This window comes from Pseudomonas sp. AC463, from assembly GCF_979253585.1.
Genome location: NZ_CEEDDZ010000004.1, coordinates 38,621 through 57,547, shown reverse-complemented (window position 1 = coordinate 57,547; position 18,927 = coordinate 38,621). Strand labels below are relative to the sequence as shown.

General features: G+C 61.8%; 17 protein-coding genes. 11 read left to right on the top strand and 6 right to left on the bottom strand.

Annotated elements, in window-relative coordinates; translation table 11 throughout:
• Window positions 1–17: 17 nt before the first annotated feature.
• On the bottom strand, window positions 18–698 hold the full coding sequence (locus AC0IYH_RS05955) for a GntR family transcriptional regulator (protein ID WP_122773241.1): 681 nt from the start codon (window positions 696–698) through the stop codon (window positions 18–20).
• 322 nt (window positions 699–1,020) lie between these two features.
• Between AC0IYH_RS05955 and AC0IYH_RS05950 the strand changes: the two genes are divergently transcribed.
• The 6 genes from AC0IYH_RS05950 (at window position 1,021) to AC0IYH_RS05925 (ending at window position 8,250) form a co-directional block, all read left to right on the top strand.
• Window positions 1,021–2,082 carry a phosphotransferase gene (locus AC0IYH_RS05950; RefSeq protein ID WP_241092298.1) on the top strand — a complete coding sequence of 354 codons (1,062 nt, stop codon included), beginning with the start codon at window positions 1,021–1,023 and terminating at the stop codon, window positions 2,080–2,082.
• A 25-nt stretch (window positions 2,083–2,107) separates the two neighbouring features.
• Window positions 2,108–3,463: an aspartate aminotransferase family protein gene (locus AC0IYH_RS05945; protein ID WP_122773239.1), complete on the top strand. Its 1,356-nt coding sequence runs from the start codon at window positions 2,108–2,110 to the stop codon at window positions 3,461–3,463.
• Between the two features lie 194 nt (window positions 3,464–3,657).
• Window positions 3,658–4,326, top strand: coding sequence for a haloacid dehalogenase type II (locus tag AC0IYH_RS05940; protein WP_122718539.1), 669 nt, complete (start codon window positions 3,658–3,660; stop codon window positions 4,324–4,326).
• An 89-nt stretch (window positions 4,327–4,415) separates the two neighbouring features.
• The gene (gene argE, locus AC0IYH_RS05935) at window positions 4,416–5,573 is read left to right on the top strand and encodes an acetylornithine deacetylase (protein ID WP_122773238.1); all 1,158 of its coding nucleotides are present in this window, start codon (window positions 4,416–4,418) and stop codon (window positions 5,571–5,573) included.
• 117 nt (window positions 5,574–5,690) lie between these two features.
• The gene (locus tag AC0IYH_RS05930) at window positions 5,691–7,151 is read left to right on the top strand and encodes an NAD-dependent succinate-semialdehyde dehydrogenase (RefSeq protein ID WP_122773237.1); all 1,461 of its coding nucleotides are present in this window, start codon (window positions 5,691–5,693) and stop codon (window positions 7,149–7,151) included.
• Between the two features lie 13 nt (window positions 7,152–7,164).
• Window positions 7,165–8,250, top strand: a complete 1,086-nt coding sequence (locus AC0IYH_RS05925; protein WP_471833286.1) for a tartrate dehydrogenase — start codon at window positions 7,165–7,167, stop codon at window positions 8,248–8,250.
• A gap of 123 nt (window positions 8,251–8,373) precedes the next feature.
• On the opposite strand, the gene AC0IYH_RS05920 is transcribed toward AC0IYH_RS05925, so the two are convergent.
• The gene (locus tag AC0IYH_RS05920) at window positions 8,374–9,300 is read right to left on the bottom strand and encodes a 2-hydroxyacid dehydrogenase (protein ID WP_471833284.1); all 927 of its coding nucleotides are present in this window, start codon (window positions 9,298–9,300) and stop codon (window positions 8,374–8,376) included.
• A 193-nt stretch (window positions 9,301–9,493) separates the two neighbouring features.
• On the opposite strand from AC0IYH_RS05920, the gene gabT reads away from it, so the two are divergent.
• Genes gabT through AC0IYH_RS05905 form a run of 3 tightly spaced genes read left to right on the top strand, consistent with a single transcriptional unit; the run spans window position 9,494 to window position 12,012 of the window.
• A complete protein-coding gene (gabT, locus tag AC0IYH_RS05915) occupies window positions 9,494–10,786 on the top strand; it encodes a 4-aminobutyrate--2-oxoglutarate transaminase (RefSeq protein WP_471833282.1) in 1,293 nt (430 codons plus the stop codon).
• Between the two features lie 47 nt (window positions 10,787–10,833).
• Window positions 10,834–11,478 (top strand): HAD family hydrolase, encoded by a 645-nt coding sequence (locus AC0IYH_RS05910; protein WP_471833280.1) that lies wholly within the window; start codon window positions 10,834–10,836, stop codon window positions 11,476–11,478.
• A gap of 45 nt (window positions 11,479–11,523) precedes the next feature.
• Window positions 11,524–12,012: an Lrp/AsnC family transcriptional regulator gene (locus AC0IYH_RS05905; RefSeq protein WP_010449292.1), complete on the top strand. Its 489-nt coding sequence runs from the start codon at window positions 11,524–11,526 to the stop codon at window positions 12,010–12,012.
• Between the two features lie 6 nt (window positions 12,013–12,018).
• Here AC0IYH_RS05905 and AC0IYH_RS05900 read toward each other — a convergent pair whose 3' ends face one another.
• The 4 genes from AC0IYH_RS05900 to AC0IYH_RS05885 form a co-directional block, all read right to left on the bottom strand.
• A complete protein-coding gene (locus tag AC0IYH_RS05900) occupies window positions 12,019–12,846 on the bottom strand; it encodes a 5'-nucleotidase, lipoprotein e(P4) family (protein WP_471833277.1) in 828 nt (275 codons plus the stop codon).
• Between the two features lie 128 nt (window positions 12,847–12,974).
• Window positions 12,975–14,306, bottom strand: coding sequence for an OprD family porin (locus AC0IYH_RS05895; RefSeq protein WP_471833275.1), 1,332 nt, complete (start codon window positions 14,304–14,306; stop codon window positions 12,975–12,977).
• 61 nt (window positions 14,307–14,367) lie between these two features.
• On the bottom strand, window positions 14,368–15,900 hold the full coding sequence (locus AC0IYH_RS05890; RefSeq protein ID WP_471833273.1) for an MFS transporter: 1,533 nt from the start codon (window positions 15,898–15,900) through the stop codon (window positions 14,368–14,370).
• 9 nt (window positions 15,901–15,909) lie between these two features.
• On the bottom strand, window positions 15,910–17,118 hold the full coding sequence (locus tag AC0IYH_RS05885) for an aspartate transaminase (RefSeq protein ID WP_471833271.1): 1,209 nt from the start codon (window positions 17,116–17,118) through the stop codon (window positions 15,910–15,912).
• A 375-nt stretch (window positions 17,119–17,493) separates the two neighbouring features.
• Here AC0IYH_RS05885 and nac point away from each other — a divergent pair, with 375 nt between their 5' ends.
• Both nac and AC0IYH_RS05875 read left to right on the top strand, forming a co-directional pair.
• Window positions 17,494–18,399, top strand: coding sequence for a nitrogen assimilation transcriptional regulator NAC (nac, locus tag AC0IYH_RS05880; protein ID WP_122773229.1), 906 nt, complete (start codon window positions 17,494–17,496; stop codon window positions 18,397–18,399).
• Between the two features lie 114 nt (window positions 18,400–18,513).
• Entirely contained in the window at window positions 18,514–18,924 is a 411-nt protein-coding gene (locus AC0IYH_RS05875) for a biotin/lipoyl-containing protein (RefSeq protein ID WP_116626517.1), read from the top strand.
• The last annotated feature ends 3 nt before the right edge of the window (window positions 18,925–18,927 follow it).

The window sequence follows — 18,927 nt, the reverse complement described above, 5'->3', positions numbered from 1 at the left end:
GCGCAGCGCGTTGCGCTTCAGGCTTGGCGGTGCTCGAACTGCGCTCGCAACAGCTTTGTACTCAGGTCTTCCCAATGCTCGACAAACGCGTCGCGCGCCGTCTCGAAATCCCTGCTGCGCAGGCACTCTATCAAGCGCTCGTGATCGGAGACGATCTCCTTGGGGTCTTCATAGCAGGGCTGTTGCAGCACCAGCAGCAGTTCAATCTCGCTTTCGAGCATGGCATAGCTTCGCTGCAGTCGCGGGCTGCCACTGGCGCGGATGATTGCTCGGTGAAAGTCGCCATCGGCCGTGACGATTTCTGAGCGTGGAGCATCGGCGGGTGCTTGACGCAGTGTTTCCACGGCGCTCAGTGCGTCAGGTGGGATGACGCCATTGAGAATGATCATGCGCACCGCCTCGGTTTCCAGAACCCCTCTTAATCTGGCGATATCCACGATGTCGTTCGGCCCGAATTCGGGTATGCAAAACCCGCGATTGGGCACCTTCAGCAATAAGCCGAATGCAACCAGCAACTGCGCCGCACTGCGGAACGTATTGCGTGCCACCTCGTACTCATCCGCCATTTTCACGTCCCGCAGGAACTCACCGGGCTCAAAGTCGCCGTTCAGGATTCGGCTTTTGAGCTTGGCGGCCAGCACCTCGACCGCCGAAAGCTTGGTTGAGTGCGTGTCAATGTTCGCGCTGGGAAAAATCATTTTATACAGGACCAGGGTAGGGGCTCGGCAGAGGGCTGATTCTAATACGCTTCGACGGCGGTGTACCAGCAATGAACCCAACACCTCAATAAGTTGTTCAACAATAAATTATTGAGTGAAAAAATTCATAGATATTTTTGTGCTTTAAAATCAATTAATTATATATATTTTAAGAGATTTTAAGGGTTTTTTCATAAAGATTTTTACGAGTTGGCCTTTTAATATAAAAAATTGTAGCACAATATCTGCGCATCAAAGACGTGCGGCGCACGGCTTGTCAGAGGCTGGGAGTGCTACGATGCGAGTGATTCGGAAAGATCCGTTGAGTGAGGACCTTGCTGCACTGCAAGGAGATTTGGCGGCACCGTTCACCCCGGTTTCCCAGGAGGAGGGTGCGCAGGTCCTGCGCGAGCAGTTTGGGGTGAATGCGGATTTGACCCGGTTCGCGACCGAAAAGGACGATACGTTTCGGTGCGACTGTCCAGGCGGCAAGTCCTACGTGCTTAAAATCGCCAACCCTCAGGAAGTCCCACTGGAGCTTTCGCTGCAGGTTGAGGTGATGCGCCATATTGAACGCAAGGCGCCGCAGCTTCCGATCCCCAGGGTGTATCCATCCCTGGACGGTGAGTACCTGACGCGAATCGCAACCCGCGATGGCGATTCAAGGCAAGTACGCCTCATGAGCTTCCTGCCCGGCACGCCGCTGGATAAAACCACGGTAAAAGCACAAGGGCGCGAGCATATCGGCCAATTGCTTGCCCGCCTCAGGCTGGCCACCGCCGACTTTTCCCATCCGGCAGAGTCACGCAAGGTGTGCTGGGATGTTCAAAACCTGGGGACACTTGAGCCATTGTTGGGGTTTGTCGCCGAGCCGCAGCGCCGCCAGCAGTTGGAAGCGGCCCTCGAACGATTTTCTCCGGTCGAGGGCTTGATCGCCGGTTGCCGCAAGCAGGTGCTGCATAATGACTTCAACACTTCGAATATTGTCGTTGATGCGCACAGCCCGCAGTTTGTCAGCGGCATCATCGATTTCGGCGATACGGTCAAGACGGCTATTGCCATTGATGTAGCCACGGCAATGATGAATCAGTTGGGCAGGGCTGAAGCCATTGGCGACGTGGATATTTTTGCCTCGGCAAAGGATCTCCTAAGGGGGTATCTGCGCGTTGCCGACCTCACACCTGAAGAACTCTCCCTTATCCCGCACCTCGTCATGGCGCGCTTGGCCGCCCGGGCCTTGATAACCACTTGGCGATCGCAAATGTTCCCGCAAAACAGCGCGTACATCTTGAGGAATGCCGCGCCCGGCTGGAGCCAGCTTGACTGGATGCTTAACCGATCACCCTCGCAAATGTCAGCACTGCTGATGTCCTTCGCCGATTAATGCTTGCTTGTTAATGGGGATTCAAATGAACAACTCAAAAATCGAGGCGACCCGGGGTGATATGCCCAACGGGTTCAATCCGGCCAACACCGAGCGTCTGGACGCGACGACGCGTGAGCACATTCAGCGCCGTGTCAACCTGTTGGGCCCTGCCTACCGTTTGTTCTATAACGAGCCCGTGGGCGTGGCCCGCGCGAAAGGTGCCTACCTGTACGACAAGGACGGCAACGAGTATCTGGATGCCTACAACAATGTCGTGTCAGTGGGGCACTGCCACCCTCGTGTCGTCGCGGCGATCACTGAGCAGTTGAGCACCCTGTGCAGCCACACCCGGTACATGCAGGACGGCATTCTCGATTATGCCGAGCAACTGCGCGCGACCGCCGACGGCGAGATGGGCGCTGACGGGCAAATGATGTTCACTTGCAGTGGTTCGGAGGCTAACGACCTGGCTATCCGTATTGCACGCCACCACACCGGCAACACGGGTGTCATCGTTACTGCCGAGGCCTATCACGGAAACTCTGCAACCGTGGCGGCGTTTTCACCCTCGCTGGGGGCGAACGCCAAACTTGACCCATTCGTTCGGCGGGTGCCCGCGCCGGACTCCTACCGTATCCCGCGTGAAGCGCTGGGGCGTTATATGGCAGACCAGGTCAGCGCACAAATTCAGGACATTCAGCGCCATGGCGGTGGCGTTGCAGCATTCATTGCCGATTGCCTGTTTTCCTCCGATGGCGTGTTCTGTGACCCGGTCGATGTGTTTGCGCCGATTGCCGAGGTAGTGCGCAAAGCCGGTGGTTTGTTCATTGCCGATGAGGTTCAGTCCGGTTTTGGTCGCAGCGGCACGCATTTCTGGGGGCATCAGCGTCACGGTATCGTTGCGGACATCATCACCATGGGCAAACCCATGGGCAACGGCTACCCCGTGGCGGGCCTGATGGTGCGCCCCGAAATCGTTGCAAGTTTTGGCCGCGACATGCGCTACTTCAACACCTTCGGCGGCAACAGCGTCGCCATTGCTGCTGCCCAGGCAACGCTCGACATCATTCGAGACGAGCAACTCATGGCCAACGCCAACCGCGTAGGAGGCCTGATCATGGCGGGTCTCAACGACCTCGCCCTGCGGTATGAGCAGATCGGCGATGTCCGTGGCACGGGTTTGTACTTCGGCGTCGAACTGGTCAAAGACCGGGGCTCGAAAACACCCGACATGAAAACCGCTTTGCGCCTGGTCAACCATCTGCGTGAACAACGGGTGCTCATTTCCGCCACCGGACCTGACGCGAGCATCCTGAAAATTCGCCCGCCACTGATATGGACAGAAAGGGAAGCCGGCCGGCTGCTGGACGCCCTGGAAAACGCATTTGCCGCGTTGTGAACCCCCGGCCTGCCGCGTTGGCAAAGTCTGCCGGGGCAGGCCGGGTAAACGGTAGTTTGTACCAGGCAGCGCATGCTTTTAACCGTTTATGCATGGCCTCATGGTGGCATCATAACTCCATGAAGCCCGATGCCCCAGGCGTCGAAAAACTGCCTGCCCCGCTATGACCTCAACCCTCATTAAGGACCGCATTCATGAGCTTTCTTCGCCCCAAATACATTACTTTCGACTGCTACGGCACCTTGACCAATTTCAAGACAGCCGCCATGACACGCGAGCTATTCGCCGACCGCGTTCCGGTTGAGCGCATGGATCAGTTCGTCAAGGACTACGCCGCTTATCGCCTGGATCAGGTGATGGGCGATTGGCGGCCGTATGACGAGATCCTCAAGACCGCCCTGGCGCGTACTTGCCAGCGCTGGGGGATCGAATACCGCGAAGAAGGCCAGCTGTATTATGACGCCGTGCCGACGTGGGGCCCGCATCCGGATGTGCCGGCGGGGCTGGCAAAAATCGCCGACAAGATTCCACTGGTGATTTTCTCCAACGCCATGGACGAGCAAATCATGTCGAATGTCGACAAGCTCGGCGCACCGTTTCACAAAGTCTTCACCGCCCAGCAGGCCCAAGCCTACAAGCCGCGCCTGGCTGCGTTCGAGTTCATGCTCGACAGTCTCAACTGCGGGCCGGAGGATGTGCTGCATGTGTCTTCAAGCTTCCGTTATGACTTGATGTCGGCCCACGACATGAAGATCAAGCACAAGGCTTTTGTTGCCCGGGGTCATGAGCAGCCGGCACATGCCTCCTTTGGCTATCACCAGATTCCGGATATCGGTGGGTTGCCTGGGCTGGTCGGTCTATAGTCTCAAGACATTCTTCAAGGCAAAAGGCGCTGAACCGGGTTGAGGCTGACCGGGTTCACGCCTTGCGCCGTGCAATGGAGTTACGTTTCATGAAACCGCGCGTACTGGATATTCTCAAACAGCTGATGGCTTTCGATACGGTGTCCTCCGAGTCGAACATGGCCTTGATCGATTATGTGCGCGACCTGCTGCTGACCAAGGGCATCGAGTCGCTGATCGTCAAGGACGAGAGTGGCAAGAAAGCCAACCTGTTCGCCAGCACCGGCCCCAAGGATCAGCCCGGCGTGTTGCTGTCCGGGCACACCGACGTGGTGCCGGCGGCGGGGCAGGCGTGGACCTTTCCGGCATTTGCCGCCACTGTGCAGGACGGGCGCATCTACGGGCGCGGCAGTTGTGACATGAAAGGTTTTATCGCCCTGGCTATCGACGCCATGCTTGTTGCTGCCGACCTGCCGTTGGCGCGGCCGTTGCAACTGGCCCTGTCCCATGACGAGGAGATCGGCTGCGTCGGCGTGCGCCGCCTGCTGGACGTACTGCACCTGGCGCCGATGCGGCCGTTTCTGTGTGTGATCGGCGAACCGACCAACATGCAGTTTGTGCTCGGCCACAAGGGCAAGGGCTCCTATCGCACCTATTGTCGTGGCCAGGAAGCGCATTCGTCGCTGTCGCCACGGTCGGTCAACGCCATCCACGTGGCCTGCGACTTTATCGCCGCCCTGCGCGACAGCCAGCAGCAGTTGCAGCAACACGGCGCCCAGGACCACGACTACGACGTGCCTTACAGCACCGTGCATGTGGGCCAGATTGCCGGTGGCAAGGCACTGAATATCGTGCCGAACCTGTGCACCCTGGATTTTGAAGTTCGCAACCTGCCCGCCGACGACCTGGACCAGTTCCTCGAGCAAATGCGCGAACGCGCCGAAGTGATCGTGCATGAGGCGAAGAAGCTGTCCAGCGTGGCCGCCATCGAGATCGAAACCCTCAATGTCTACCCCGGACTGGACACTCACCCCAGCGTCGAGGCAGTGCGTTTTATCCAGCAATTTGCCGCGCCGGATACCGGCACGTCCAAGGTCTCGTTCGGCACCGAAGGCGGCTTGTTCAAACAGCGTCTGGACGTACCGGTGGTGGTCTGCGGGCCGGGCTCCATTGAGCAGGCGCACAAGCCCGACGAGTTTATCGAGATCAGCCAGATGGAAGCGGGTGAGCGCTTTCTGCAGGGTTTGCTCGGTTCGCTGACGGCCTAGCAGAGCCTGCCGTCCTGGGCTGAATTTCAGCACGGCACGCTGCTGCAACCGTGCTTTCGGCATCCTCGTCCGTGGCGTCTCCCTAGACTGGAGCGTGTCTCGGATCAGGACTCGACCATGCTCACTACTCGCTTGCAAGACCCCAGCCTCCTGGCTGAACTCGCCTACGTCGACGGCCAGTGGATCGCTGCCGACAGCGGCGCCACGCTGGCCATCCACGACCCCGCCACCGGGCAGTTGCTGGCACGTGTGCCGGCCATGGACGCGGCGGACACCCACCGCGCCATCGCCGCAGCGGAGCGCGCCTGGCCGGCCTGGCGTGCACGCCCGGCGGCGGAGCGTGCGGCGCTGCTGGAGCGCTGGTTCCAGGCCATGCTCGACAACCTCGACGACTTGGCGCTGATCATGACCTGGGAACAGGGTAAACCGCTCAATGAAGCCAAGGGCGAAGTGCGCTACGGTGCCGGTTTCGTCAAATGGTTCGCTGAGGAGGCACGCCGGGTCTATGGCGAAACCATGCCGGCGCCCAGCGGCGACCGTCGCCTGTTGACCCTCAAGCAACCCGTGGGCGTGTGCGCCGCCATTACCCCATGGAATTTCCCCAACGCCATGATCACGCGCAAATGCGCGCCGGCGCTGGCCGCCGGGTGCCCGATCATCGTCAAACCGTCGGACCTCACGCCGCTGTCGGCCTTGGCCCTGGCGGTGCTCGCCGAGCGCGTCGGCATTCCGGCCGGGGTGTTCAACGTGATCACCGGCTTGCCCGCCGGCATTGGCGAAGCACTGACCGGTAGCCCGCTGGTGCGCAAGATTTCCTTCACCGGCTCCACCGCTGTCGGCCGCCTGTTGATGCGCCAGAGCGCCGAACACATCAAGCGCCTGAGCCTGGAACTGGGCGGCAATGCGCCGTTTATCGTGTTTGACGATGCCGACCTCGAACAGGCGGTGGCTGGGGTGATGCTGAGCAAGTTTCGCAATGCCGGGCAAACCTGCGTCTGCGCCAACCGCATACTGGTGCAGGCCGGTATCTACGCGCGTTTCGCTGCGCGCCTGGTGGAAGAGGTGGGCAAGCTCAAAGTCGGCAATGGCCTGGAGGAGGGCGTGAGCATCGGCCCGCTGATCAACCCGGCGGCGGTCAGCAAGGTGGCGCGGCATATCGACGATGCCCTGGGTCAGGGTGCAAGGTTGTTGTGCGGCGCGATCCCCACGGGCGACAGCCAGTTTGTGCAACCCACGGTGCTTGGCGACTGCCACGCCGGCATGCTGCTGGCCAACGAAGAAACCTTCGGCCCGGTGGCACCGCTGATGCGCTTTACCGACGAGGCCGAGGCATTGGCCTTGGCGAATGCCACGCCTTATGGCCTGGGCGCCTACTATTTCACCCAGGACTTGCAGCGTTCGTGGCGCTTTGGCGAGGCCCTGGAGTTCGGCATGGTGGGGCTCAACACCGGGATTATCTCCATGGAGGTCGCGCCGTTTGGCGGCATCAAACAGTCGGGCCTGGGGCGTGAAGGCAGCAAGTACGGGTTGGATGAGTACCTTGAGGTCAAGGCTTTCCACATTGGCGGGTTGAACTAGCGAGGCAGGATCGATGAGCAAGGCATTCAGAATCGCCGCGATTGCCGGCGATGGCATTGGCAAGGAAGTCCTTCCCGAAGGGCTGCGGGTATTGGAACAGGCCGCCAAGGTGTGGGACTTGAACCTGAGCATCGAGGTGCTCGACTGGGCCCACTGCGATTACTACCTGGAACACGGGCAGATGATGCCCGATGACTGGTTCGAGCAGCTCAAGGGCTTCGACGCGATCTACTTCGGCGCGGTGGGCTGGCCCGACAAAGTGCCGGACCACATTTCCCTGTGGGGCTCGTTGCTCAAGTTCCGTCGTGACTTTGACCAGTATGTGAACATCCGCCCGGTGCGCCTGTTCCCCGGCGTGCCGTGCCCGCTGGCCGGGCGTGAACCGGGGGATATCGACTTTGTGGTGATCCGCGAAAACACCGAGGGTGAATATTCATCGGTGGGCGGCAAGATGTTCGAAGGCACCGCGCATGAGTTCGTGCTTCAGGAGTCGGTGTTCACCCGGCGCGGGGTTGACCGCATCCTCAAGTTTGCCTTTGACCTGGCCCAGACCCGGCCGCGTAAAAAGCTCACGGCGGCGACCAAGTCCAACGGGATTTCCATCAGCATGCCGTATTGGGATGAACGCACGGCGTTGATGGCGGCGAATTATCCAGAGGTGAGCTGGGACAAGCAGCACATCGATATTCTGTGCGCGCGGTTTGTGCTGCAACCGGATCGGTTTGATGTGGTGGTGGCGTCGAATCTGTTCGGCGATATCCTCTCCGACCTGGGCCCGGCGTGCGCCGGGACGATTGGCATTGCGCCGTCGGCGAACCTGGATCCGGAGCGGCGCTTTCCGTCGTTGTTTGAGCCGGTGCATGGCTCTGCGCCGGATATTTATGGGCAGAATATTGCCAACCCGATTGCGATGATCTGGTCGGGGGCGTTGATGCTGGAGTTCCTCGGCAATGGCGATGCACGCTACCGCGCGGCCCATGATGGGATTTTGCGGGCGATTGAGGCGGTGATTGCCGAGGGGCCGATTACCCCGGATTTGGGCGGGCAAGGTTCAACCCAGGATGTCGGCTTGGCCATTACCGAAAGGCTCCATCTCTAAAGTGAGCACAGTTAAAAATGTGGGAGGGGGCTTGCCCCCGATGAGGGTGTGTCAGTTGATAAGTTTTTAACTGACCCTCCGCCATCGGGGGCAAGCCCCCTCCCACATTTGGATTGCGGTGTGTCAGTAACCCAACTGCCGATCGATCTCACCCAGCATGGGTTCACCGCCTTGATGCCGCCGAATATTCTCCAACAACACCCCAAACGCACTCGCCGGCTGGGTCATGGCGGCAATATGCGGCGTCAGCACAACCTGCGGGTGATCCCAGAACGGATGGTCCGCCGGTGCCGGTTCCTCGTGCAGCACGTCCAGCACTGCGCCACTCAGTTGCCCGCTGTCGAGTGCTTCCAGCAAGTCCTCCTCCACCAGGTGCGCGCCACGTCCCATGTTGATCAGCGCTGCGCCCCTTGGCAGTTGCGCAAACAGCTGGCGGTCGAGAATGCCCTGGGTCTGCTCGGTCAGTGGCAGCACACACAACAGAATGTCGCACTGGCTGAGAAACGCCGGCAGTTGTGATTGCCCGGCGTAGCAATCCACACCCGCTATCTGATGGGTACTGCGGGCCCAACCGGATAAGGCAAAGCCCAGCGGGGCCAAGGTCGCCAGGATCTGCTGCGCCTGCGTGCCCAACCCCATCAGCCCCACGCGCCGGTTTCCCGCAGGCTGCAACAGGTGCGCCTGCCAGCAGCGCGCACTCTGCTGCTGACGGTAGCGCAGCATGTCGCGGTGCAGGCTGAGCACCGCCCAGCTGGCGTATTCGCACATGCCACGGGTGATGCCCGGGTCGAGCAGGCGTACCACCGGCAGTTCGGGCGGCAAGCGCGACAGGTCGAGCTGATCCACACCTGCCGACAAGGCAAACAACACTTTCAGGTTGGGCAGTACCTGCTCAAGATCCTCCGGTGCCTGCCAGGCGGCCAGGTACTCGATGTCCTCGGGGTTGCCGATATCCGGCCAGGCGCGCCACTCGATATCCGGCGCGTGTTCGGCGAACAGCGCCTGCCAATGTTGGCCGCGCACCGGGTCAGCTTTATAGAGCAAGGCCATGGGCTTTTCCTGCAGGGTTTAGGTAGCGCTCATCATCCCCCAAGGCCGGCGCAGGATCTGTTGAAAGGCGGGGGCAAAACAGTTGATCCGAATTTCTCACGGGCCAAGTTCGGCGTGTTTGGTTGCCGGCACGCCGTACTCTGAACAGCATCGCAACCACCTTCCGGTTGCCGCATTCACGATGGGAACAGCCATGAATAGCAAAGTCGACGAAACCCCTCATTTGCTCCGTCAGCGCGAGCAATTCGTGCCCCGTGGCCTGGTGACCGCGCACCCACTGGTGATCGACCGCGCCCAGGGCGCCGAGTTGTGGGACGTGGATGGCAAGCGTTACCTGGATTTTGTCGGCGGCATCGGCGTGCTCAATATCGGCCACAACCACCCCAAGGTGGTGGCAGCGGTGCAGGCCCAGTTGCAGAAGGTCTCCCATGCGTGTTTCCAGGTGGTGGCCTACCAGCCTTACCTCGACCTGGCGCAGCGCCTGTGTGAAATGATCGGCGGGCAAGAGGCTTACAAAGCGGCGTTTTTCACCTCCGGCGCCGAAGCGGTGGAAAATGCGGTGAAGATCGCCCGCGCCCACACCAATCGCTCGGCAGTCATCGCCTTTCGCGGCGGCTTCCATGGTCGCACCTTGCTCGGCACCACGCTTACCGGCATGAGCCAGCCCTACAAACAGAACTTCGGGCCGTTCGCGCCGGAGGTGTTCCACACGCCGTACCCAAATGCCTATCGCGGTGTGACCAGCGAGCTGGCGCTCAAGGCGCTGGATGAACTGTTTGCGACCCAGGTCGCGCCGGAACGCGTGGCGGCAATCATCATCGAGCCGGTGCAGGGCGACGGCGGTTTTCTCACTGCGCCGCCGGAGTTTCTCCAGGCGCTGCGCGCGTTGGCCGACAAGCATGGCATTGTGTTGATTCTCGACGAGATCCAGACCGGTTTCGGCCGCACCGGCACCTGGTTCGGTTTCCAGCACGCCGGCATCCAGCCCGACCTGGTCACCGTAGCCAAGAGCCTGGCCGGCGGCCTGCCGTTGTCGGGTGTGGTCGGCAAGGCGCACATCATGGATGCACCGCTGCCCGGTGGCCTCGGCGGCACCTATGGCGGCAATGCCCTGGCGTGTGCGGCAGCGCTGGCGGTGATCGACGCCTTTGAACAGGAAGAGTTGCTGGCGCGCAGCCAACTGCTGGGCGAACGCCTGCGTCAGGGCCTGCTCGGTTTGCAGGCTCGCTACCCACGTATCGGCGACGTACGCGGCACCGGCTTTATGCTGGCGATCGAGCTGATCAAGGACGACTCGGCCCGCAGCCCGGATGCCGACCTCAACCAACAGGTGATCGACGCCGCCCGCGCCGGTGGTTTGCTGGTGATCAAATGTGGCGTGCACCGCAACGTGCTGCGCTTCCTCGCACCGCTGGTGGCCACCGAGGCCCAGGTCGACGAAGCCGTGCAGATTCTCGACGCGGCCTTGGCACGGGTCTTGAACTGAGCCTGTGCCCGCCAGGGGCGAAACGCATCAAGGAGGCTTGACCCACCATGGGGCTGACAGATTATCGAACGCTGTTGATCGACTGCGATGAAGTGCTGGTGGACCGTGACTCGGGGGTCTGGGCCGCGTTGCAACCGTTGCTCGAGAGCCGTGGCGGGCAGCCGAACAGGGAACAGGTGCTGGCCGAGTACAACCAGGTGGTCGCGGCGCTGTACCCGCGTTTCGCGGAGCTGGGTTTCAGTGGCGTGTTGTGTTTCGCCCATCGCCAACTGGCAGAAAGCTGGGGGCTGCACGCCAGTTGGGAGGAGGGCATGAGTTTTGCGCGTTCGGCGGGCAATTGGTCACTGTTCGAGGACGCGCCGGGGGCTATGCTCTACTTGCGCAAGTTTTATCGCTTGCGGGTGCGCGGCGATCGCGACGCCGAGGATCGCAGCCTGTTGTGCGAGCGGCTGGGCATTGCACCGGAAGATTTCATTTCCCTGGCCGATGACCCGCAATGGCTCAGCGCGCAAGCCGAGGAGGCACAACCGGTGCTGCATGTGACCGGCCCAAGCGTCGGCGCTGAGGGCGTACTGGACCGCTGTTTGATCGGCCGCCACCGGGCCCGGCAGCCTTTGCCGTGCGCCGCGGATTACTGCATCAACAGCATGGCGGATCTGGTCGCGCAGCATCAGCTGTCTTTACGGCGCTGATTTTGCTAGAAGATTGTCTTACAAACGGCAGTCAAGAGGTAGGCAATGGAAGGGCAAGTCAAGCTGGACCGGATCGACATCAGTATTCTGGTTGAACTGCAGAAGGACGGCCGGATGACCAACGTCAGCCTCGCCGACGCCGTGGGCTTGTCTGCCAGCCCGTGTTTGCAGCGGGTCAAGCGGCTCGAGTCGGCGGGGTATATTTCCAGCTACAAGGCGCACTTGAACCTGGCCAAGATCACCGACTCGGTCACGGTATTCACCGAGATCACCCTCAGCGACCACAAGCGCGAAGACTTTGCCAAGTTCGAATCGAACATCCGCCTGGTCGACGAAGTGCTCGAATGCCATCTGATCAGCGGCGGCTACGACTACCTGGTGCGCTTCATGACCCGCAGCATCCAGCACTACCAGGAAGTGGTCGAGAGCCTGCTGGACAAGAACATAGGTATCTCCAAGTACTTCAGCTACATCGTCATCAAGTCGCCGGTGCTCAAGGACGGCGTGCCGCTGCGCAAGCTGCTGCGGCACTGAGACCCCTTATTCCTGCAACTGCAAAGCCTGCTGCTTGAGCTGGCGTTTGCGTGCAAACGGCAACTTTTCATCATCCCCATACGGCGCGCTGTACCAGTTGCCGTAGGTCGGGTTGGGTAGCAAGAACCAGCGTTGCCCCAGCCAGCCCGCATACGGCGCCACGGCTTGGCGCTGGGCCTGCAGGGTGTTGTGTTCGGCCTGGACGAAATCCCCCATGGAGTCGCCGGCCATCAGCAGTACCCGGGCGTGGCTGGCCACCCATTGGCGACGGCAATTCTTGCCATAGCCCGCGCTTTCGCAATGGCCGGTGGGGGTGCTGGCGGCCAGGACCTGTTCGCCGCTCTCAACCGGAAAACCGCGCAGGCGCAGGTTCTTGACCGTGGCGGCGACCTGGCTGTGTTCGCGGTTGGTCAGGTAATAAACCTTGATGCCTTTTTGCTCGGCGGCTTGCAGGAACGCCACCGACCCAGGGAGTGCCTCGGCCTTGGCCTGGTCGACCCAGGTGTTCCAGCGCTCGTAGGAGTAGACCTGGTTGTTGATGATGTCGCGGGCGTTGAGCGGCACGTTGTCCAGCAGGGTTTCGTCGATGTCCACCACCACCGCGGGCGGCAGGCCTTGCAGGTTGCGCGGGGGAAAGGGCAGGGCGTCCCAGCTCGGGTCGGCGAGGGCCACGTCAAGTTGGCGCGTGGCGTTGGCGAAGAGCTGGCGGTAGATCATTTCGTGTTCGATGGAGGTTTGGGTCCAGAGCACGGCGTCGAGTTGGTCATTGGCGGGTGGGGTATGCTGGCAGCCTGCCAGGGCCAGGCAGAGGCTGGCGAACATCAGGTTACGCATGGCGAGGTCTCGAAGAAGGGCGCTTGTTGGCGTGACGGTGTTATAGCCTACCGGCATTTAGCTGATTGCCTCTATCCAAATGTGGGAGGGGCAAGCCCCCTCCCACATTTAATCTCCATGGTTTCTGGTTAGAGGATGTTCAACGGGTAGCTGACAATCACCCGATGCTCATCACTGTCACGCTGGGTGGTCACCTCGGTGCGCAGCGAAGCATGGCGCAACGCGATGCTCAAATTCTTCAGCGGCCCTTGCTGGATCACATAGCTCACCGTCAAGTTGCGTTCCCACTCGCTTTTGTCACCCGTTGGCGTGCGGATATTCGAGCCGCTTTCGTACATGCCCATAAAGCTCAGGCCCGGCACGCCGACACTGGCAAAGTCGTAACCGTAACGCACCTGCCAGGTGGTTTCCCCGGCGCGCTGGAATTTGCCGATCATCGACTCGGTCATGAAATACGCTGTGGAACCATCACCCTGGTTCAACCACACCGCATCGCTGTCGCCGCTCACCTGTTGCAGGCCGGCGGCAATCGTGTGGCCGTCGACCAGGTAAGTGAACAGGGCGCTGTTCAAGCGGCTGTCGACCTTGCCCTTGGTAACGCCGTCGCCGTAATAACCGAAGGTGTAGTAGGCCGGATCGTTGCCGTTGGCGCCGTCGGAGTGGTTGTCGAAGTGGCGCAGGTCGGTGCGCAGGGTGCCGGGGCCGATCTGCCAGTCGTATTTGAGGCCCAGGAAGTTCTGTTTGTAGAAGTCCTGCAGGTTGCCGTAGTAGTACTGCAGGGTCAGGTCTTTGGTGGGTTTGTAGTCCACGCCGCCGTAATAGAACTTGTTGACGAAGGTGCCGGTGCGCGCATTGTTGGCGCCGGGGATCGACATGCCCATCTGGTCGCTCGAGCCACGGCCTTTTACATGCTCCAACTGGCCGAGGGTGAAGGTGAAGTTCTCCAGGTCCTTGGACTGCACCTGGCCGCCGTTAAAGGTTTGTTGCAGCATGCGGTCGGTGGACATCACCACCGGCAGCATCGGCACCAGGGTGCCGTATTTCAGCTCGGTCTTGGCAAAGCGCGCCTTGGCCGTCAGGCCCAGGCTGCCGAACTCGTCCACCGCGCGGCCGTCATGGTCTGTGGGGAACACGTTGCCGTTGAATGCGCTGCTTTCGGGGTTGTAGTGGCGACCCTTGCCGGAGTCCAGGCGCACGCCGAACATGCCGATGGCATCCACGCCGAAGCCCACGGTGCCCTGGGTGAAACCCGACTCGAAGTTGGCGATGAAACCCTGGCCCCATTCCTGGGTGTAATTGGGGTCGGCCGCGCCGCTGCGATTGTCGGCGTTACTGAAGAAGTTACGCGCCAGTATGTTGAGCTTGCTGTCTTCCACCAGGCCTGCGGCGTAGCCCTGCTGGGCGATCATCAGGCCGCAGAGGCCGGCGAGTACGGTTGGTGCGCGATTGAAAAGCTCCATCGGTGTCATCCCCATGTGTGGTTGGTTTTTTTGAGGGCAGTCAAAGGCGGCAGTGAAGTTTTTATTTTTCAGGAGCAACGGTGGCCGACACGACGTGCAGTCGCACCGGCGGCAAGCGGTACAGAATCAACAGGGCGAGCACGCCGATGCCGGCGCACAACAACAGGCCCACGCCCACGGACTGGGCCAGTGCGTCACGGGCCAGGTCCAGCCAGGGCGAGGCTTCAAGAGGGGTATGCAGCAGCGCCTGCGGGTCGGCATACAGGGCAATTCCCTCGGCGTGGTTGGCGGCGAGAAACACCCGCTGCAACTGGGCACCGTAAAGCAGGTTGACCAGCACACCCATGCCCGCCGTGCCCAGCAACCCACCGACCAGGCGCAACGATTGGGTGAGCGCGGTGGCGATACCGAGAAACTGCCGTTCGGCCAGGGTCTGGGTAAACACCGTGAGGTTGAGCAGGATGAATCCCAGCCCCAACCCCGCCAGCAGAATCAAGCCGAGCAGCCCATTGAACGAGCCTCCACGCCCAACCACCGCCAGGCCCACGCAGGCCAGCAGCAGCGCGACAAACCCGGCCAACGGCAACACATTGGGGTTGCGCAGCCGGGTAACGATGCGACTGTTGACGATGGCCCCCAAGGTGATGCTCAGCGCCAGCGGCGTGATCAACAAACCGGCGTCCTGGGGCGAGTAGCCGTAGGCGCCTTGCAACAGCAACGGCAAGTAGAACAACAGCGAAAACATGATCGCGCCGGCGGCCACCGACAGGATGAACAACAGTCGCAGGCTCGGCAGACCGAGCAACGCCTTAGGCAACAGCGCATGGGGGCAACGGCGTTCCCAGTGCCACAACGCGATGACCGCGCTGATGCAACCCAGTCCCAGCGCCGCACTCAGGGCCAGGCTCGAATGCCCCAGCCACTCCACAAACAGTTGCAGGCTGCCCAGCGCCAGGGCGATCAACAGCGCGCCAGGCCAATCCAGGCGAATGCCGGCGCGTTGCTGCGGGCGATACCAGGGCAGGAAACGCCAGGCGATCAACAGCGCCAAGCAACCCAATGGCAGGTTGATATAGAACACCGAACGCCAGCCGAACGCGCCGGTCAGGTACCCGCCCAAGCCCGGGCCGATGGCATTGACCACGCTGAACAGCGCGCTCAGCAGCATCTGCCAGCGCAGGCGTTGGCGGGTATCGGGGAACAGTTCGGGAATGCAGGCGAATGCGGTGCCGATCAACATGCCACCGCCGACGCCCTGCAACGCGCGGCCGATCACCAGCACCAGCATGTCATTGGCCAGGGCACAGGCCAGGGACGCCAGGGTGAAAATCAACGTGGCGGCCAGCACGAATGGCTTGCGCCCGTAGTAGTCCCCCAGCCGTCCGAAAATCGGGATGGTGACAATGGACGCCAGCAGGTAACCGGTGGCGACCCACGCATAGAGTTCAAAGCCGTTCAGCTCGGCGACGATGCTCGGCAAGGCATTGCCGATCACGGTCTGGTCCAGGGCCGAGAGCATCAGCACCAGGGAGATGCCGAGCATGGCCAGCAAGGCCTGCTTGAAACTCAGGGGAGGGTGGGCCGCCACGGTCATCGTCGGTCCTCAGCGCAAGGTGGCGACGGCGGCGGCAATGCGCGCGCAGCCCTGGTCGAGGGTGCTGATATCGGTGGCAATCGACATGCGGAAAAACGGCGCCAGGCCATAAGCCGTGCCGGCCACCACGGCCACGCCCTGGCTTTCCAGCAGGTACATCACCACCTCGCTGTCGGTGTGCAGCATTCTGCCGTCGGGCGTGGTTTTACCCAGCAGGCCGGCGCAATTCACATACAGGTAGAACGCGCCATCGGGCTTGCGGCAGTTCAGGCCGGGGATCGCGTTGAGCAGTTCCAGGCAGCGGTCGCGGCGTTGCTGGTAGACCAACACGCTGTGTTTGACGAAGGTCTGATCACCGTTGAGTGCTTCGACGGCAGCCGCCTGGCTGACCGAGCAGGCGTTGCTGGTGGACTGCGATTGCAGGGTGGCCATGGCGCCGATCAGGTCGGCGGGGCCGGCGGCGTAACCGATGCGCCAGCCGGTCATGGCGTAGGTCTTGGACACGCCGTTGACTACCAGGGTGCGGTCCTTCAAGGCCGGTTCGATCGCCAGGATATGCGGGTTGTCCAGGCCGTCGAAGCGGATGTGCTCGTAGATGTCATCGGTCATCAGCAGCACGTGGGGAGCGTCCAGCAGCACATCGGCCAGGGCGCGCAACTCTGCGTGGCTGTAGCTGGCGCCGGTGGGGTTGCTCGGTGAATTGAGCAGCAGCCAGCGGGTGCGCGGGGTGATCGCCGCGCGCAGTTGTTCCGGGGTGAGCTTGAAGCCGTTGTGCTCGGGGCAGGCCAGGGTCACCGGCTCGCCTTCGCAGGCCAGCACCATGTCCGGGTACGACACCCAGTAGGGCGCCGGGATCAGCACTTCATCACCCGCGCCGAGGGTGGCGGCGAAGGCGTTGAAGATCGCGCTCTTGGCGCCGCTGGTCACCAGCACTTGCGCGGCGGTGTAGGTCAGGTGGTTTTCCCGCGCCAGCTTGTCGACGATGGCCTGGCGCAGTTCGGGAGTGCCGGCGTTCTGGGTGTAGCGGGTCTCACCGCGTTCGATGGCGGCGCTGGCCGCTAGGCGGATGTTGGGCGGCGTATCGAAATCCGGCTCGCCCACCACCAGGTTGATGATGGACTGGCCCTGGCGACGCAGCTCGTTGGCGCGGTCGGACGCGGCGCTGCTGGGCGATGGTTTGATGCGTTGCACACGGGCGGCGATGCGGGAGGCAGTCACGGGCGTTCCTCGTTGATGGCGTTGACGGGAGTCACAGTACGAGGGGCGGGGGAGGCGGCCATAAGACGAGTTTGTTCTGGTTTGATAGGCAGTGCTTATGGCTGGGGTTGCGCTGAAATGGTGCGCCCAGCCCTGGTTGCTCCGGGCGGGTGCTTTGGATGGGGGATTGAGGGCAGCCATAGCAAAGCCTTATGGCTGATGCCGGGCTGGCCTACCTTTTGCAGATCACCATCGATCCCTGTGGGAGGGGGCTTGCTCCCGATGGCGGTGCGCCAGTGACAGATGTGCTGACTGACACACCGCTATCGGGGGCAAGCCCCCTCCCACATTTAAAGTGTTAAGGCCGCAATCCCCCCTCACACGAGCACCGCCCATTTGAACCTGCGCCGATTGAAGTATTTCGTGAAACTGGTCGACATCGGCAGCATGACCCAGGCCGCCGACGTCCTGCATGTAGCGCAGCCGGCGTTGAGCCAACAACTGGCAACCCTGGAAGCGGAGTTGCAGCAACAGTTATTGATCCGCACCAAGCGCGGCGTCACGCCCACCGAAGCGGGTAAGGTGCTGTATGGCCATGCGCAGATCATCCTGCGCCAGTGCGAGCAGGCGCAGAGTGATATCAATGCCACCGGCCATGCCTTGTCCGGGCAGGTGTCGGTAGGCCTGGCGCCTGGGACGGCGGCGTCGACCTTGTCGCTGCCGCTGTTGCGCACGGTGCGTGAGCGCCACCCCGGCATCCTGCTGTACCTGAATGAAAACTTCGGCACCACCTTGAGCGAGCTGATCATGAACGGCCGCATGGACATGGCCGTGCTCTACGGCGGGCGCGAGGTGCACGGCCTGAGTTTTGTCTCGTTGCTGCGCGAGCCGCTGTACCTGGTGAGTGCCGACCCGGCCATCGCCAACCGTGAGGACATTCCCCTGGCCGAACTGGCCGACATGGACATGCTGCTGCCACGCCCCTACAACGTCATGCGCCGTTTGGTGGACGAAGCGTTCCTGCGTATCGGCCTCGGCGCGCGGGTGGTGGCCGAGATTGAATCTTCCACCACCCTCACCGCCGCCGTGGCCGATCACTTCGGCTCGACCATCCTGCCGGAATCGTCCGCGCGGGTGATGGCGGCGGACCCTGCGGTGCATCTGTGCCGCATCGTCGAGCCCGAAGTCGAGGCGCCGTTGGCGTTGTGCCTGTCCGGGCATCTGCCGTTGTCGGTACCGGCCCAGGCAGTCAAGGCGATCCTGCTGGAGCTGGTGGCGCAGATGCGTGGCAGCGCGGCTTGAAGGGTCATAAGGGCGGCTTATCACCCCAAAGCCAAAGCGTCTTGGCCGCTGTTCGAGGGGCTCGGTAGATTGGACCCATCCACTCAAGACACGCTCGACAGGCAGGGGCCATACATGGATTCAGCACGTATCAAGGGGTTGATGGATTTGCTGGCCGAATCCGATCTGCTGGAGCTGAGCCTCACCGAAGGCGACAGCACATTGCGGCTGTTCAAACAGCCGGGGCAGACGGTTATCAGCGTCGCGCCCAGCGTGGTCGCAGCGGCCAAAGCAAGCGCACCGGTTGCCACCGCCGTTGAAATCAAGGCCAGCCTCTACGGCGTGCTGCACCTGACGCCCGCCGTCGGTGAAGCGCCGTTCGTGACCGTGGGCCAGGCCATCGAACCCGGCCAGACCGTGGCGGTGATCGAGGCGATGAAGATGTTCCATCCGGTCAAGGCCAAGGTCGCCGGCCAGCTCGTCGAGATCCTGGCCCAGGCCGGGGTTGAAGTCGAAGCCGGCCAGGCCTTGTTCCGGCTCGGTTGACCC